The 14,815-nt window shown below is 60.6% G+C and carries 15 protein-coding genes; 12 read left to right on the top strand and 3 right to left on the bottom strand.

The window, feature by feature from the left end:
* Positions 1 to 100: 100 nt before the first annotated feature.
* Together F0Q04_RS15375 and F0Q04_RS15370 are read left to right on the top strand one after the other, a co-directional pair.
* Positions 101 to 580, top strand: a complete 480-nt coding sequence (locus F0Q04_RS15375) for a Rap1a/Tai family immunity protein (RefSeq protein ID WP_182341852.1) — start codon at positions 101 to 103, stop codon at positions 578 to 580.
* A gap of 61 nt (positions 581 to 641) precedes the next feature.
* Positions 642 to 941, top strand: a complete 300-nt coding sequence (locus F0Q04_RS15370; RefSeq protein WP_182341849.1) for a hypothetical protein — start codon at positions 642 to 644, stop codon at positions 939 to 941.
* 310 nt (positions 942 to 1,251) lie between these two features.
* On the opposite strand, the gene F0Q04_RS15365 is transcribed toward F0Q04_RS15370, so the two are convergent.
* Both F0Q04_RS15365 and F0Q04_RS15360 read right to left on the bottom strand, forming a co-directional pair.
* Positions 1,252 to 2,253, bottom strand: coding sequence for an IPTL-CTERM sorting domain-containing protein (locus F0Q04_RS15365; RefSeq protein ID WP_182345726.1), 1,002 nt, complete (start codon positions 2,251 to 2,253; stop codon positions 1,252 to 1,254).
* Positions 2,254 to 2,434: 181 nt separating this feature from the next.
* A complete protein-coding gene (locus tag F0Q04_RS15360) occupies positions 2,435 to 3,307 on the bottom strand; it encodes an AraC family transcriptional regulator (RefSeq protein ID WP_182341846.1) in 873 nt (290 codons plus the stop codon).
* Positions 3,308 to 3,405: 98 nt separating this feature from the next.
* Between F0Q04_RS15360 and F0Q04_RS15355 the strand changes: the two genes are divergently transcribed.
* Genes F0Q04_RS15355 through F0Q04_RS15345 form a run of 3 tightly spaced genes read left to right on the top strand, consistent with a single transcriptional unit; the run spans position 3,406 to position 5,112 of the window.
* Complete coding sequence (locus F0Q04_RS15355) at positions 3,406 to 3,933, top strand: carboxymuconolactone decarboxylase family protein (RefSeq protein ID WP_182341843.1); 528 nt, start codon at positions 3,406 to 3,408, stop codon at positions 3,931 to 3,933.
* A gap of 50 nt (positions 3,934 to 3,983) precedes the next feature.
* On the top strand, positions 3,984 to 4,253 hold the full coding sequence (locus F0Q04_RS15350; RefSeq protein ID WP_116924080.1) for a DUF2024 family protein: 270 nt from the start codon (positions 3,984 to 3,986) through the stop codon (positions 4,251 to 4,253).
* 43 nt (positions 4,254 to 4,296) lie between these two features.
* On the top strand, positions 4,297 to 5,112 hold the full coding sequence (locus F0Q04_RS15345) for a YggS family pyridoxal phosphate-dependent enzyme (RefSeq protein WP_116924079.1): 816 nt from the start codon (positions 4,297 to 4,299) through the stop codon (positions 5,110 to 5,112).
* 636 nt (positions 5,113 to 5,748) lie between these two features.
* Here the strand turns inward: F0Q04_RS15345 and F0Q04_RS24195 are convergent.
* Complete coding sequence (locus F0Q04_RS24195; protein WP_182341840.1) at positions 5,749 to 6,345, bottom strand: hypothetical protein; 597 nt, start codon at positions 6,343 to 6,345, stop codon at positions 5,749 to 5,751.
* 321 nt (positions 6,346 to 6,666) lie between these two features.
* Between F0Q04_RS24195 and F0Q04_RS15335 the strand changes: the two genes are divergently transcribed.
* The 7 genes from F0Q04_RS15335 to F0Q04_RS15305 all read left to right on the top strand — a co-directional run bounded on the left by F0Q04_RS15335 (position 6,667) and on the right by F0Q04_RS15305 (position 14,760).
* Positions 6,667 to 8,493, top strand: a complete 1,827-nt coding sequence (locus F0Q04_RS15335) for an Ig-like domain repeat protein (RefSeq protein ID WP_182341837.1) — start codon at positions 6,667 to 6,669, stop codon at positions 8,491 to 8,493.
* A gap of 281 nt (positions 8,494 to 8,774) precedes the next feature.
* Positions 8,775 to 9,476 (top strand): FadR/GntR family transcriptional regulator, encoded by a 702-nt coding sequence (locus tag F0Q04_RS15330; RefSeq protein WP_165841089.1) that lies wholly within the window; start codon positions 8,775 to 8,777, stop codon positions 9,474 to 9,476.
* A gap of 137 nt (positions 9,477 to 9,613) precedes the next feature.
* Positions 9,614 to 10,384 (top strand): SDR family oxidoreductase, encoded by a 771-nt coding sequence (locus tag F0Q04_RS15325; protein WP_116924075.1) that lies wholly within the window; start codon positions 9,614 to 9,616, stop codon positions 10,382 to 10,384.
* 14 nt (positions 10,385 to 10,398) lie between these two features.
* Entirely contained in the window at positions 10,399 to 11,646 is a 1,248-nt protein-coding gene (locus F0Q04_RS15320) for an enolase C-terminal domain-like protein (RefSeq protein WP_182341834.1), read from the top strand.
* Positions 11,647 to 11,711: 65 nt separating this feature from the next.
* Positions 11,712 to 12,725 carry a TRAP transporter substrate-binding protein gene (locus F0Q04_RS15315; RefSeq protein ID WP_182341831.1) on the top strand — a complete coding sequence of 338 codons (1,014 nt, stop codon included), beginning with the start codon at positions 11,712 to 11,714 and terminating at the stop codon, positions 12,723 to 12,725.
* A 164-nt stretch (positions 12,726 to 12,889) separates the two neighbouring features.
* The gene (locus F0Q04_RS15310; RefSeq protein WP_116924072.1) at positions 12,890 to 13,483 is read left to right on the top strand and encodes a TRAP transporter small permease; all 594 of its coding nucleotides are present in this window, start codon (positions 12,890 to 12,892) and stop codon (positions 13,481 to 13,483) included.
* Positions 13,480 to 14,760, top strand: coding sequence for a TRAP transporter large permease (locus tag F0Q04_RS15305; RefSeq protein WP_116924071.1), 1,281 nt, complete (start codon positions 13,480 to 13,482; stop codon positions 14,758 to 14,760). The genes F0Q04_RS15310 and F0Q04_RS15305 overlap by 4 nt, the downstream gene beginning before the upstream one ends.
* Positions 14,761 to 14,815 lie beyond the last annotated feature (55 nt).

Raw genomic sequence — 14,815 nt, 5'->3', positions numbered from 1 at the left:
GTTGCTTTGCGCGGACTGCACGCACTCAGCCTTGTCGCGCTCAAACTGCGCACGGCCAGCGTCCCCTGTGTACTGTGGATGGGACCAGGACCCGCATGCCGTGAGGGATAGCGCAGAGGCAAGGATAAAAAATGCAGCTTTCATTGTGCCATTGTTAATTGGAGTTACAGAATTGTCCATAATGGGTGGAATCATTATTGGCTGGAACGTCATGAAAGCTATTGCGCTTGTACTTGCTGCTACCTTGTGTTCATTGGGGGCACATGCAGAAACCTATTCAGGAAATAAACTTTTCAAAGCGCTATATGACTTCAAACAGCCGACACCAGCAGGAGGCCCTCCTCCTGCCGACGCGGTGTTTGATCAGGCGCTGGGTTATGGCTATGTGAGAGGAGTTATTGATAGTTTAAATAAAATTCTTTTTTGCATTCCGCATACTGTCACTGGAGGACAGATCGTTGATGTTGTCTACAACCATCTTCAAGACAATGCGAAAAAACGCCATCAGCCGGCGGTGGATCTCACGATCGAAGCATTGCAGGACGCCTTTCCTTGCCCTCCGAAGGAGGGTAAGAAGTAAAAATACTGTACATAAATACAGTGTTTGGCTACACTTCGGGCTCCATCAACAAGGAGTCCAAATGTCCAACATCATCGTCACGCTTCACGACGCACCCAGCAAGATGACCGACCAGGCCATCCAAGAGGTGGTCCAAAAATTCTCCAAGGTCCTGCAGGGCGAGTTCCGCAATACTGAGGCCATGAGCTCAAGCTACAAGGCCTACATGACCGCCTTGGGCGACGATGGGATCACCCTGTCCAAGGACATGCAGAGCAAGGCGGAGTCTTTCCACAAGGCCTATGTCAAGGCTGCTCAGCTTGCCCTCGGCGCCCGTAAGATGAACGAGGAAACCAGATTCGATGTGAGGATCGCTGCTTAACCATCATGTGGCCAGCTTGTAAATGGCAAAGTCGAGCAAGTTAGAGCAGTAATAGCTGATGGTTAGCAAGATGGTTATTCGATTTTGATCAATCGAAAAATCTTTGTTAATCAACAGCTTAAAGTCCTTGTATATATTGGAGTGGGAGTGAGCTGGCTTTAGAAAGTAAGCCAGAATTAGCTTGAAGGCATTCCCTGCTGAGCCCGCTGTATAGCGGGCTTTTTTACGCCCTTCAGGCATCTAGGTCTGTCATTTGCCGCTGGGTGCAAGGCCAGTAGCCACGGGATCTGCGGGCGCATTCTCAGCCAGATTAATACTGGCGGCGGCGCGTCCAACCAAAGAGCGCAAGCAGGGACGAAAGAGCAACGGTAGCCCAGATACCGAGGGTTGGCACCGGTGTGGGAGCTGCAGTTGCTTGCACCGCTGTGATTTCTATCGTGAACGACTTGGTATCGCTGAGCGACGTGGGGCTACTGGCATCCGTTGCGGAAATATCCACCGTGAATGTGCCGCTCTGTGTAGGTCTGCCAGATAAGACGCCGGTTACCGGGTCAAGAAGAAGTCCAGCAGGAAGATTGTTTGCGCTCCAAGTCAACGGAGCGAGTCCGCCAGTTGCTTCTACAGTAAATGGTAAATAGTCTTTGCCATGCATTCCTGCTGGCAGACTTGCAGTGGCGATAGAAACCGGCGGAATCACCTGGGCTGCAGTGCCAGCAGTTAAATCATCAAAGCCAAAGATATCCGTTGCATTACTGTTATTAAAAACAACAGAGACAAATGGATTGTCCATATCTATGAGGCCATAATAAAATACTGAGCCATCTGTGGCGGGATTGCTATGTGGGACGGCAACTGTACTGGATGTGCCATCTGAATAGGTGATGCTCAACTGTCCGCCAAAATCGGATATGTCTGTCGCATAGAATCCAAAAGCGGTCTGTGGCAATGAGAAGCTAATGGTGAAGTTGGTGCTGGTCTCTATAAAGTTGAAGCCGGACGTAGCAAATCTGCCACTTCCCAAAAAGTTGGTAACCGTTGCTGATCCGGAAAGAGTTGCGGTTCCAGATGCGCCCATGTTCACAGAAAATGGCGCCGGCGTGCCTGCACTGATCGCATCAAAATTCTCAGTGTTTGCGCCATTCAGTCGCGCAATAAATGCATCCCGCGCGGCATCGGATTGAGGTCTGGGTGCGCTGGCAGATCCATTAACAGCATCCTCTCCGAAAAATGTCTCTACGGCAGCATTGGCCAAGCCTGCTGATGCCAGCCCTGCAGAAAGAATACCGATCCTGAGAGTATGAAGAACGCGCATTGTTTAGCCTCTTATATAAAAAATAACATTTGATATAAGAGTTCTTTTACGTGCAATCCCCAAAATTAGTGATTTTCACAGTGAAAGGTTGGTGGGCAAATATTCCATGGAGATGCCCTTGGTTCATTAGATCCATAAAACATGTGTCTCCGAGCGTCAATGTGCAGAGCCGAGGTGCAGCTTAAGGATGGGCTTGAACCAGCGTCGCCAACCACTCCCGAGGCCACACCCCCACCTTCCCCGCAAACGCCCGCGACAAGGCGGACGGATTCGCATACCCCAGCTCCTCCGCCAGCACCTTGATCGAGCGCCTCTCGCGCAGCCCGTTCTGGGCCAGTGCCACACGCCAACCTGTCAAATAATCGGCAGGCGTTTGCCCCACCAGATCGCGAAAGGTGTTGGCAAACGCGGTGCGCGACATGCCCGCTTGCGCTGCCATGCGCTCCAAGGTCCAGGCGTCGCCTGGGGCTTCGTGCATGGCGACCAGGGCGCGGGCCAAGCGTGGGTCGGACATGCCATTGACCAGGCCAGGGCGGATGCCCGCGTCCTGCGGGTGGTCCAGCAGCCAGCGCAGCAGCTGGATCACGACGACTTCAAACAGACGATCGACCAGCAGGCGCTGGCCGCAGCGCAGCTGGCCGGTTTCGGACAGCAGCAGTTGCAGCGCCATGTCCATGCCGGGCACCTGGGCCAGCGGCAAAGCTATTAAAGGCGGCAGTGAGCGGGCGAGCGGGTTGGCCGACCCGCCTTCAAACACGAGGCGCGCGCAGCTGAAGTCGGCGCCTTCTTGCGGCGGGTTGTGGAAGCGATGCGTGAACGGGGCAGGGTAGAGCAGCACGGTGGGCTCGTCAAAGCGCAGCAATTGCGGCACATCGCGGGCACCGGGGTGGCTCACTTCCAGCTCGCCACGGCGCAGCACATGCAGGTAGCCAAAGCCCTCACCGGCATCAAAGTGGGTCAGTCCGCACAACGCGCCGGAGTGGTGCAGCTGCGCCTTGACGCGAAAGCGCTCCAGGATGCTGGAGAGGCGGTCGATAGGGGCTGGGGGCTGCATGATGTACGAATTGGTGTTATTTGTGAATTAGTTAGTCCAAATTATACATTTGGGGCACGCATACTGGCTCTGCGTTTCAACCCCTTCAGGAGTCTTTCATGTCCCGCGTTTCTACCGACAACACCCCCGCCGCCAGCCAAGCCGTGATGGCCCAGATCCACAGCGCCTTTGGTGCCACGCCCAATATGTTCAAGGCGGTCGCCAACTCTCCCGCCGCGTTGCACAGCATGTGGGCCGCCTTTGGCGCGCTGGGCAAGGGCAGCATTGGTGCGAAGCTTGGCGAGCAACTGGCGGTTGCCATTGCCAACTACAACCGCTGCGAATACTGCCTGGCCGCCCACACGGTGCTGGGCCAAAAGGCCGGTGCCAGCCTGGCCGATATGTCGGCCGCCCAGGTTGGCCATTCGGGTGATGCCAAAACCGCAGTTGCGTTGGCGTTTGCGTTGAAGGTGGTGGCGCAGCGTGCGCAGATCAGCGATGCCGACATTGCCAGCCTGCACCAGGTCGGTTTTGGCGACGAGCAGGTGGTTGAGATCATCGCGCATGTGGCTTTGAACCTGTTTACCAACTACATCAATGTTGCCTTGGATGTGCCAGTGGATTTTCCGAAGGTTGCGCTGAAGTGAGCTCTGCACCTGCGCTCCCCATCGACCTGTTGCTGCCCAAGAGGTACTGAATGAAGATTGCTGTGTTTGACACCTATGTGCTGCGGCCCGACGGGCGCAGAATGCATTTCGATATCCTCGTGCGTGACCAGGAGCCCGATAAGGGGATCGATGCCGTGTTGGCGCATGGCCGCCGCTATCTGGCCGCCAAGCAGCTGCCAGCTGAATCGTTGACAGCGCAGGCATGCCGCTTTTGCCACGTCCAAGCGGCTGCGCCATCGGTGGAGCAAGAGATCGCTCGCAGCGGCTTTGCCATCATTGAACTGCAGCACTGCGATTGATCTGCCGGCAGGCTCGCACCTACGCACCAGAGAAAGCATTGGCATGAAAGCACACAGTCAGTTCACCACCTCGACCCGGCATGACCAGCATGGCCGCTGGCCACAGGCCGAGTCCGTCGATGACTTTCGCCACAACCTGGCCATCGTCCAGGCCCGCATCGCGGCGGCCTGCCAGCGGGTGGGGCGCGACCCGGCGGCAGTGCGCCTGTTGCCTGTGAGCAAGACCAAGCCCGAGTCCAGCCTGCGCCTGGCCTATGCCGCCGGCTGCCGCATGCTGGGCGAGAACAAGCCGCAGGAGGCCTATGGCAAGTGGGAGGCAATGCAGGATTTGCCCGATCTGCAGTGGTCGGTCATCGGCCACCTGCAAACCAACAAGGCCAAGCTGGTGGCGCGTTTTGCAACCGAGTTTCAGGCGCTGGACAGCCTGCGTGTGGCCGAGGCGCTCGAGCGGCGCCTGCAAGTGGAAGGGCGCAGCTTGGATGTCTTTGTGCAAATCAACACCTCGGGCGAGGCGAGCAAGTATGGCCTGCCGCCTGAGGAAGCTGCTGCATTCGTCAAGGCGCTGCCCGCTTTCTCTGCGCTGCGTGTGCGCGGGCTGATGACCTTGGCGCTGTTTTCTGCCGAGGCCGCGCAGGTGCGCCAGTGCTTTGTGCGCCTGCGTGGCTTGCGCGATCAGCTGCGACAGGACGCGCCGGCCGGTATCTGCCTGGATGGGCTGTCGATGGGCATGTCGGGGGACTACGAGATGGCGGTGGAGGAGGGTGCTACCGTCGTGCGTGTGGGGCAGGCGATTTTTGGTGCGCGGGCCATGCCGGACAGCTATTACTGGCCGGTGGCTGGCGAGTGCGCTGCCACTTGATGCCAAGTGACTTCTGTCCGGTGATGGCTGGGATTTCTGCGCGGCGAGGCGGCCTTTCAGCGGGGTCAGCGTTGAAGTTCCCTCCGGATAACCCGATGCAGCCAAGATCGGCAGGGTGTCCACGCTGATGTCGAGCATGGGGTAGCGCGGAAATGCTTATTCGTTGAATTTTCAGCGATATCGATAGCTTTTCGCTTTTTTGTAGGCCAGGTGCTGGTACTCAAGGGTGAAATACATGCTTGGCTACATAAATATCACTATTTTTGGGGATGGTAAAAATAGTAAATACCCACTAAATTACGCGCACGTCAACTTGCAACAAAATGATGCGCACGCAACATTTTGCTATGTGACGATTCTTTAACCGCAAGGTCTCCCATGCGCATACCCAATGTATTACGCGATGCATCTGCAGCGAAACGCAGTGTTCCCCCTATGTCGCAGAGGGGCCTGCAAAGAGGTGCTTCATGGCTTCTCGGTCTTGCTGCTTTGCTGGGTGTTGCATCGGTCAACGCACAGAGCTGCGCAGTAGGTGAGACGCCTGCGGCCTTCGGATTCACAGGCGGAGAGCAGACCGTCACAGTGCCTGCCGGTGTCTTTAGCCTCACGGCCTACCTCAGCGGAGCGCAGGGTGGTTCAGGCCGTAGCGGAGCGGGGACCATTGGCGGTAGCCCCAATTCGCCCGGCGGCAGTGGCGGACTTGGCGGGCGTGTGCGAGGCACTGTGGCTGTTACTCCTGGTGCCACCTTGTCCGTCTGGGTCGGTGGGCAGGGATCGCAGGCCGTCAACCCTGGCGGCATTGGCCAGGGGGCTGATGGTATTGGCGGTGGGGCGACAGACCTTCGCATAGGCGGTAATGGCATCGGCAACCGGGTTGCAATAGCAGGCGGAGGCGGTGGTGGCGGCAATGCGGGCTGGAGCACCGCCAATGTCATTGCCGGTGGCAATGGCGGTGTAGGTGGAGGTGGAACTGGCGGCGCAGGTGCCACAGTACCTGGTGGCCCTGGCCCCTTTGGCGGCGCAGGCGGCACGGTAGGCACCGGTGGTACTGGCGGTGGAGGGTGTGGTACCTTCCCCGCTACGCCCGGCAACGCCAGCAATGGCGATGGTGGTGACTCGTTCAACTTTTCTGGTTCGTTCAGCGGCGCCGGGTTTGGCGGCGGTGGCGGTGGCGGTGCCACTGTAGGTGCAGGCGGTGGCGGCGCCGGTGTAGGTACCACAGCTTGCCAGCAAAACTGGAATGGTGGTGGCGGCGGCGGTGCCGGTGGCTCCTCAGGGGCTACCGGTATGTCGGCAGTCACTATTAACAATGGCGTGCAGGCCGGAAATGGCGCAGCACTTCTTTGTTTTGCGCCAAGTACATTCTCTGTGGGCGGAGCTGCTTCAGGGCAGACTGCCAGCGTCACATTGCAGCTCAATGCAACCAATCCTGCTAGTTCCCAGCAAGTCGTGGTGGCGCAAGCCGCTAGCAGCTACAACTTTGCTACGCAGCTTCCACAAGGTGCCAACTGGAGTATCAGTGTTTCAAGTGCGCCTTCGGGGCAGCTGTGCAGCGTGGCCAATGCATCCGGTACTGCCATCAGCAGCAATGTGGTCAACGCCAATCTGAGCTGTGTGACCGTAGCCGTCGGCGTCAATCCGGCTACCTTGCCCAACGGCGCGTTCAATGGCGCGTACTCGCAGACCCTGACGGCAACGAGCGCTAATGGTGGCACTGGTCCCTACACCTTCTCGGTAACGGGAGGCACAATGCCCACTGGGCTGACGCTCTCTCCTGCAGGCGTACTGTCCGGAACAGCGACAGCGGCAGGTTCGTTTAACTTCACGGTGCAAGCGACGTCCAGCAACGGCTTCAGTGGTTCACGGGCTTATACCGTGACCATCGCACAAGGCAGTCAGGCCATCAGCGGTTTTGCGGCAATCCCCGGCAGCCCTGTCTATGCCCCAGGCGGCACATTTACCGTCACGGCCACTGGCGGTGGCTCTGGCAACCCAGTGGTATACAGCTCGACGACCCCAAGTGTATGCACCGTCGCAGGCAGCACCGTCACTATGGCTGCCAGCGGCGTTTGTGCGCTTCAGGCCAACCAGGCGGGTAATGCCAACTACAGCGTGGCCAGCCAGGCCTCATTGAATGTCACCATCGGCAAAGCCGCGCAAGCTATTTCCGCCTTTATTGCGACCCCTGCCAGCCCGGTGTACAGCGCCGGTGGTTCGTTCTCGGTGGCTGCCACTGGCGGCGCCTCCGGTTTGCCAGTGGTCTTCAGCGTGGCAGCGTCCAGCAGTGCAGTGTGTTCGATCAGTGGCAACACCGTCTCCATCTTGGGTAGTGGGGTCTGTGCTTTGTTGGCCAACCAGGCCGGCAATACCAATTACAACGCTGCCACTGAGGCAACTTTGAATGTCACCATCACCAAAGCTGCACAAGTGATTTCCGCGATCGATGTGACTCCCGCTGCTCCGGCCTACAGTGAGAACGGCACCTTCTCGGTGGCGGCTACCGGTGGAGCCTCGGGCCTGCCGGTGACGTTCAGTGTTGCGCCGGCCAGTGCTGCGATCTGCTCGTCAGGCGGGGCCAATGGCTCGGTCATCACCATGGTTGCTGCGGGGGTCTGCACGGTCCAGGCGGACCAGGCTGGCAATGACAACTACCTGGCCGCCCCGCAAATACAGCGGAATGTGACCGTTAGCAAGGGTGCGCAGGTGATTAGTTTTAGCTCCAACGTCCCTGCGACACCCAAGGTCGGTAGTTCCTACACGGTGACAGCCACCGGCGGTCAATCCGGCAATGCGGTGACTTTTGCGATTGACGCTGCAAGTGCTTCTGTCTGTAGCGTGACTGCGGCCGTGGTGGAGTTCAACGGCGTGGGCAACTGCGTGATCAATGCCAACCAGCTGGGCAATGCCAATTTTGATGCGGCTGAGCAGGTGCAGCAGACCATTGCAGTCGGCCAAGGGGGCTCGTCGATCACGGTCTCGTCCAGCCTCAATCCCTCGCAGCCTGGTCAGAACGTGACCTTTGGCGTAGCGGTAGCCTTTGATGCTGCCAAGCGTGCTGCGCTGCAGACCAAGGCTGCGCCTGTGCCCACGGGCAGCTTGGAAGTGTTTGACGGCACCACTTCGCTGGGCGTTGCCCCCTTGGTGGATGGCGCAGCCAGCCTGACCACGAACAAGCTGTATGCGTTGGGGGCACATGAGATTGTGGCGCGGTACAGCGGTGATGCAAATTACCCGGCAGAGGACAGCCAGGTCTTTGTGCAAACGGTCGTCGCGCCTACACCGGTGCCTAGCGTCAGCACATGGGGCATCTTGCTGGCCTCCGGCCTGCTGGCGGCGATGGGCATGGTCGGTGTGGCAGGCAAGGGCCGCCGTCGCGTATAGCGGCTCGGGCTGTCGCCCTCACAAGCCGCCTTCGGGCGGCCTTTTGCTGGGAAACGGGGGTGTGGGTTCATCACGGCACCAAAGCGATGGCGTACACATGTAAGCGGCGGTTCGCATGCAGCGCGGTTGCGTGTCGCATCTGCAAAGGCGAGTCCCGTGCTTGGGCGCAGAAGGCGGGCATGATCTGCCGCAAGGCGTGGTCAGCACTCGAAGTCTGCAGACGCTGGCCCCCATCCGTTTTATTTTGTATGATGAATGAATCTATACCACCACCGATTCCCATGTCCTTATCGTCACAGCCCGGCAGCAGTCTGCACCACCAGGTGATGGACAGCCTGGGGCGGCTGATTGCCAGTCCCGAGTACGGACCTGGCGCCACCTTGCCCAATGAGGAGGAGCTGTGCGAGCGGCTGGGGGTGAGCCGTACTGCGGTGCGCGAGGCGATCAAGGCGCTCAGCGCCAAGGGCATGCTGGAGGCGCGGCCCCGCACCGGTACGCGCGTGCGGCCGCAGGAGCAGTGGAGCCTGTTTGATGCCGATGTGCTGGGTTGGCTCTGCAGCCAGGGGGTGGACCAGGAGCTGGGCCGGCACCTGATGGTCATGCGCGGCATTCTGGAGCCGGCCGCTGCCTCGCTGGCAGCGCGCATGCACAGCGATGCGCAGTTGCTGGCGCTGCAGCAGGCCTTTGCGGCGATGGAGGCCGCAACGTCCATTGATGAATGGGTGGTCGCCGACCTGGCCTACCACCAGAGCATCTTGCAGGCCACGGGCAACCCCTTGCTGATCTCGCTGGGCGGCATTGTGGCCTCGGCGCTGGAGTCCTTGCTCACCGTCAATGCCCAGCAGGCCGGGCAGTTCAATGATGGTCTGCTGATGCACGGCAAGGTGCTGGCGGCGATTGAGCGGCGCAGTGCCGATGATGCGCAGCTGTGGATGCGGGCACTGCTGGCCGACACGATTGCCCGTTGGGGCGCACCCGCCTGAAAGCCTGTACATCCAGGTTTCGCGCGGCTGTCGCGCAAAGCGCAAGGGTGGCGTATTTCCTAGGGTTTGCTCTGATTCAATCATCATACAAATAAACCGATGATGGCGACTTCTGAAATTCTCAAGGTCGCCATTCCATGTCTCGTTCCCTGTTTGATCTGTCGGGCCGTACGGCGCTGATTACCGGCTCCTCGCGCGGCATTGGGCTGGCGCTGGCCCAGGGCCTGGCGGAATCGGGGGCAACGGTGGTGGTCAACAGCCGCCAGCAGGCAGCAGTGGATGCGGCTGTGGCGCAGTTGCAGGGCATGGGCCTCAAAGCCCAAGGGGCGGCCTTTGATGTGGCCGACCAGGCGGCGGTAGAAGCGGCCTTTGCTGCGTTCGATGCCCAAGGCCTCGCGATCGATATCGTTGTCAACAATGCCGGCATCCAGCACCGCGAGCCTCTGCTCGATGTGTCGCTGGAGGACTGGAGCCGGGTCATCAACACCAACCTGACGGCGGCCTTTGTGGTGGGCCGCACCGCAGCGCGCCGCATGATCGAACGCGGGACGGGCGGCAAGATCATCAATATCGGCTCGCTGACCAGCGAGGCGGCCCGTGCCACGGTGGCGCCGTACACGGTGGCCAAGGGCGGCATCAAGATGCTCTCCAAGGCGATGGCCGCTGAGTGGGCCATGCATGGTATCCAGGCCAACTCGATCGGCCCGGGCTACATCCTCACCGACATGAACGAGGCGCTGGTCAACAACGCCGCGTTTGATGCCTGGGTCAAGGCCAGCAACCCCACGCAGCGCTGGGGCCGGCCCGATGAGCTGGTGGGCACGGCCATCTACCTGGCCTCGGGTGCATCCAACTACGTCAACGGCCAGATCATCTATGTGGATGGCGGCTGGCTGGCGGTGCTGTAAGCGGGCGCGGCACCATGGCTACCCTGATTACCGACGTCAAAGTCATCGCGACGGCGCCCGAGGGAATCAACCTGCTGGTCGTCAGGATCGAGACCAACCAGCCCGGCCTCTTCGGCCTGGGTTGCGCCACCTTTGCCTACCGCCATCTGGCAGTGCAGTGCCTGGTCGAGCAGTACCTGCGCCCGCTCCTCATCGGCCGCGATGCGAGCCGGATTGAAGAGCTGTGGCAGTTGATGCACCAGAACGCTTACTGGCGCAACGGCCCCATCGAGAACAATGCGATCTCGGGCGTGGACATGGCGCTGTGGGACCTCAAAGGCAAGCAGGCCGGCATGCCGCTGTACCAACTGCTGGGCGGCAAGCTGCGCGAGGGCGTGCCCATCTACCGCCATGCAGATGGGCGGGATCTGGAAGAGCTCTGCGACAACATCCAGAAGTACCGCGAGCAGGGCATCACCCATATCCGCTGCCAAAGCGGCGGCTATGGCGGTGGCGGTTTTGGCGCGGCGCCCGGCACGGCGCCCCGGGGCGCCGCTGACGGCATCTATCTGGATGCGCGCAAGTACATGCGCGAGACGCTCAAGATGTTTGACGCCATCCGCAGCCGCATCGGCTTTGAGGTGGAGCTGTGCCATGACGTGCACGAGCGCTTGAAACCCGCCGATGCCATCCGCTTTGCGCAGGCGCTGGAGCCCTATGAGCTGTTCTTTCTGGAAGACGCGATTGCGCTGGAGGAGGGCGACTGGCTGCGCCAGCTGCGCGACAAGACCAATGTGCCGCTGGCCCAGGGCGAGCTGTTCAACCACCCCTTTGAATGGCGCGGCATTATCGCCGAGCGGCTGATTGACTTTATCCGCGTGCACCTGAGCCAGGTGGGCGGCATCACACCGGCGCGCAAGCTGCAGCTGTTTGCCGAGCAGTACGGCGTGCGCACAGCCTGGCATGGCCCGGGCGATATGTCGCCGCTGGCGCATGCGGCCAATATCCATATCGACCTGGCCTCGCGCAATTTTGGCGTGCAAGAGTGGTCGGGCACCGAGCCGCCCAATTTTGTGATCCAGGCGCTCAAGGGCCCGCGCGATGCGCTGCTGGCCGTGTTCCCCGGTTTGCCCACATTCCGCAATGGCTATGTCTACGCCAATGACCTGCCCGGCCTGGGTGTGGACATTGACGAGCGCGAAGCGGCCAAGTACCCCTGCAGCAGCGAAGTGACCACCTGGACGCAGACGCGCCTGGCCGATGGGAGCCTGCAGACCCCCTGATTCTCAGCATGCCGGGCCAGCAGCGCCGGCTTTTTTCGATTGACAACAAAGACGGAGACAGACAGATGACCACTCACTTCCAACTGCGCCGCATCGTGCTGGCCACCCTGGCGGCATCGGCAATGGGCGCTGGCGCCGCTTATGCCGAAGTCAAGGCCCGCGTCGGCCATGCGATGCCCGAGAGCCACCCGCAAGCCATCGCGATGAACAAGTTCGCCGAGCTCGCATCCACCTACACCAATGGCAATGTCAAGGTGCAGGCCTACCACAGCGCGGTGCTGGGCAGCGACGAGAAGCAACTGCAGGCCGTGCAGGCTGGCACGCAGGATCTGTACATCGGCACCCTGGCGCCGCTGTCCTCGCGGATCAAGGAAGTGCAGGTCTGGGATCTGCCCTTCATGTTCCGCAACTCGGCCGAAGTCTATGCGGTGCTCGATGGCGCCTCGTCCAAGAAGATTTTCGAGAAGATCGCACCGGCCAACCTGGTGGGCCTGACCTGGACCGGCATGGGCTTTCGCAACCTGTCCAACAGCAAGCACCGCGTGGCCAAGCCCGAGGATGTGAGCGGCCTCAAGATCCGCGTGATGACCAACCCGGTGGCCCTCGATACCTGGAAGACCCTGGGCGCCAATGCCACCCCGATGGCCTTTGCCGAGGTGTTCCCGGCGCTGGAGATCAAGGCGCTCGACGGCCAGGAGAACCCGCTGCAGCACATGTGGGCCAACAAGATGCAGGAAGTGCAGAAGTTCATCACCATCACCAACCACGTCTACACGCCGTCGGCCCTGGTCGCATCGAAGAAGTTCTGGGATGGCCTCTCGCCCGCCGACAAGGCCGGTGTGCAAAAGGCCGCGACCGAAGCGGGCCTGCTGCAGCGCAAGCTGCTCGATGAAGGCGACAGCCAGGCCATCGACAACTTCAAGAAGGCCGGTGTGACGGTGGACACCATGCCCGCTGCCGAGCTGGCACGCATGCAGGACAAGATCAAGCCCGTGCTGGCCAAGTTCTCGCCGCAGATCGGCGATGAGTTCGTCAAGGGCTTCTTTGCCGAAATCGAGCAGGCGCGCAAGGCCCAGTAAGGCCCAGGAAGGGTATGGGCCCAGGCCGGCATAGGCTGGGTCCGCTCCCTGCATTTCTTTTCAAGGTTCTGGCAGCGCCTCATGGCGCGGCGCTGCCGGCATAGACATACAAGCATTCAGGTGGCGGCACGGCACAAGGCCGCGCTGCCGGGAAAGGTGTTGCCATGGGCAAGGTACTCAAAATGCTCGCCGACGGGCTGACGCGCGCGCTGGAAATCGCCATGGTGCTGTGCATGCTCGTCATGCTGGTGATGGTGTTCGGCAATGTGATGCTGCGGCTGTTTTTCAATACCGGCATTGATCTGTCCGAAGAGGTGCCGCGCTTTGCCTTTGTGTGGCTGACCTTTCTGGGCGCCATCGTGGGCATGCGCAAGCGCGCCCATCTGGGGGTGGACCTGATGGTGCAGATGATGCCGCTGGCCGGCCGCCGCGTGTGCTGGGGCCTGAGCCAGGCCATCATGCTGCTGTGCTGCGTCTATATCGTCTACGGCACCTGGCTGCAGCACGACATCATCGCGGGCAATGCCTCTCCGGTGGCCCAACTGAGCATGCTCTGGGTCTACGGTGTGAGCTATTTCACCGGGGCGGCCATTGGCTTCATCTGCCTGTCGAACCTGGTGCGTCTGGTGCTGGGCAAGGTGGCGGACGATGAGCTGATCGATGTGCAGGAAGAGGGCATGGAAGAGGCACGCGAGGCCGAGCACGCCATGCAGGAGCAGACCCCATCGCAGGCCCGGTCCCAAGGAGGTCGCGCATGACCATCTTCATTTTTATCTCGTCGCTGCTGGGCCTGATGGCGCTGGGCATGCCCATTGCGTTTGCGCTGATCGGCTGCGGTCTGGCGCTGATGTACTACATGGGCTTTACCGATCCGCAGATCGTGGTGCAGAACATGTGGGATGGCGCCAACAGCTTCCCACTGCTGGCCGTGCCGTTTTTCATGCTCGCGGGCGAATTCATGAACGCCGGCGGCATGACGCGCCGCATCATCCACATGGCCATGGCCTGGATTGGCCATATCCGGGGCGGGCTGGGCTATGTGGCCGTGGGCGCTGCGGTCATCATGGCCTCGCTCTCGGGCTCGGCCGTGGCCGATACGGCGGCACTGGCCGCCGTGCTGGTGCCGATGATGCGCAAGGCCGGCTATGAGGTCAACCGCTCCTGCGGCTTGATCGCCTGCGGCGGCATCATCGCGCCGGTGATTCCGCCATCGATCGCAATGATTCTGTATGGCGTGACCGGTGGCGTGTCCATCACCAAGCTGTTCATCGCCGGCATTGTGCCGGGCCTGTTGATGGGTGCCGCGATCTTGCTGGCCTGGCGCTGGTGCATTGGCCGTGACCCGATCGTCACCGAGCCCAAGCGCAGCACGGCTGAACGCCTGGCCGCCACACGCCAATCGCTGTGGGCGCTGGTGCTGCCGGTGGTCATCATCGGTGGTCTGAAGTTCGGCTGGTTCACCCCGACCGAGGCCGCCGTCATGGCTGCGATGTACTCGCTGCTGGTGGGCATGTTCGTCTACCGCGAGATCAAGCTGAACCAGCTGTTTGGCCTGATCTACCGCGCAGCTGAGACCACGGCCATCATCATGTTCCTGGTGTCGGCCGCCGGTGTATCGGCCTGGCTGATCACCACCGCGAACATTCCGCAGCAGCTGGCCGCGCTGGTCGAGCCGCTGATGGACAACAAGATGCTGCTTACCTTTGCGCTGATGGTGCTGGTACTGCTGGTGGGCACGGCGCTGGATTTCACGCCCACGGTGCTGATCATGACGCCCGTGCTGATGCCGGTGCTCAAGCAGGCGGGCATCGACCCGGTCTACTTCGGCGTGCTGTTCATCATGAACAACGCCATCGGCCTGGTCACCCCTCCGGTGGGCACCGTGCTCAATGTCGTCTGCGGGGTCGCCAAGATACCGATGAGCGGCGCCATCAAGGGGGTGATTCCGTTCATGGTGGCCCAGACGATTGTGATGTTCCTGCTCGTGGTGTTCCCGCAGATCGTGATGTGGCCGCTGGAGATGATGAGCCGCTAAGCCTCAAACCGTCACCCCAAACCCATTCATTGAAGAGCCTTGGGCGCTTGCAAGC

The sequence above is a fragment of the Comamonas koreensis genome (genome assembly GCF_014076495.1).
Taxonomy (GTDB): Bacteria; Pseudomonadota; Gammaproteobacteria; order Burkholderiales; family Burkholderiaceae_C; genus Comamonas; species Comamonas squillarum.
Note: the sequence above shows the minus strand (reverse complement) of the source record. Positions and strands in the feature narration are given on the sequence as shown.

Coding starts and splice junctions, on each gene's coding strand:
- F0Q04_RS15365 (WP_182345726.1), bottom strand. CDS start 2,253: ATGCGCGTTCTTCATACTCTCAGGATCGGTATTCTTTCTGCAGGGCTG.
- F0Q04_RS15320 (WP_182341834.1), top strand. CDS start 10,399: ATGGCTACCCTGATTACCGACGTCAAAGTCATCGCGACGGCGCCCGAG.
- F0Q04_RS15350 (WP_116924080.1), top strand. CDS start 3,984: ATGAAGATTGCTGTGTTTGACACCTATGTGCTGCGGCCCGACGGGCGC.
- F0Q04_RS15305 (WP_116924071.1), top strand. CDS start 13,480: ATGACCATCTTCATTTTTATCTCGTCGCTGCTGGGCCTGATGGCGCTG.
- F0Q04_RS15355 (WP_182341843.1), top strand. CDS start 3,406: ATGTCCCGCGTTTCTACCGACAACACCCCCGCCGCCAGCCAAGCCGTG.
- F0Q04_RS15360 (WP_182341846.1), bottom strand. CDS start 3,307: ATGCAGCCCCCAGCCCCTATCGACCGCCTCTCCAGCATCCTGGAGCGC.
- F0Q04_RS15370 (WP_182341849.1), top strand. CDS start 642: ATGTCCAACATCATCGTCACGCTTCACGACGCACCCAGCAAGATGACC.
- F0Q04_RS15310 (WP_116924072.1), top strand. CDS start 12,890: ATGGGCAAGGTACTCAAAATGCTCGCCGACGGGCTGACGCGCGCGCTG.
- F0Q04_RS15325 (WP_116924075.1), top strand. CDS start 9,614: ATGTCTCGTTCCCTGTTTGATCTGTCGGGCCGTACGGCGCTGATTACC.
- F0Q04_RS15330 (WP_165841089.1), top strand. CDS start 8,775: ATGTCCTTATCGTCACAGCCCGGCAGCAGTCTGCACCACCAGGTGATG.
- F0Q04_RS15315 (WP_182341831.1), top strand. CDS start 11,712: ATGACCACTCACTTCCAACTGCGCCGCATCGTGCTGGCCACCCTGGCG.
- F0Q04_RS15345 (WP_116924079.1), top strand. CDS start 4,297: ATGAAAGCACACAGTCAGTTCACCACCTCGACCCGGCATGACCAGCAT.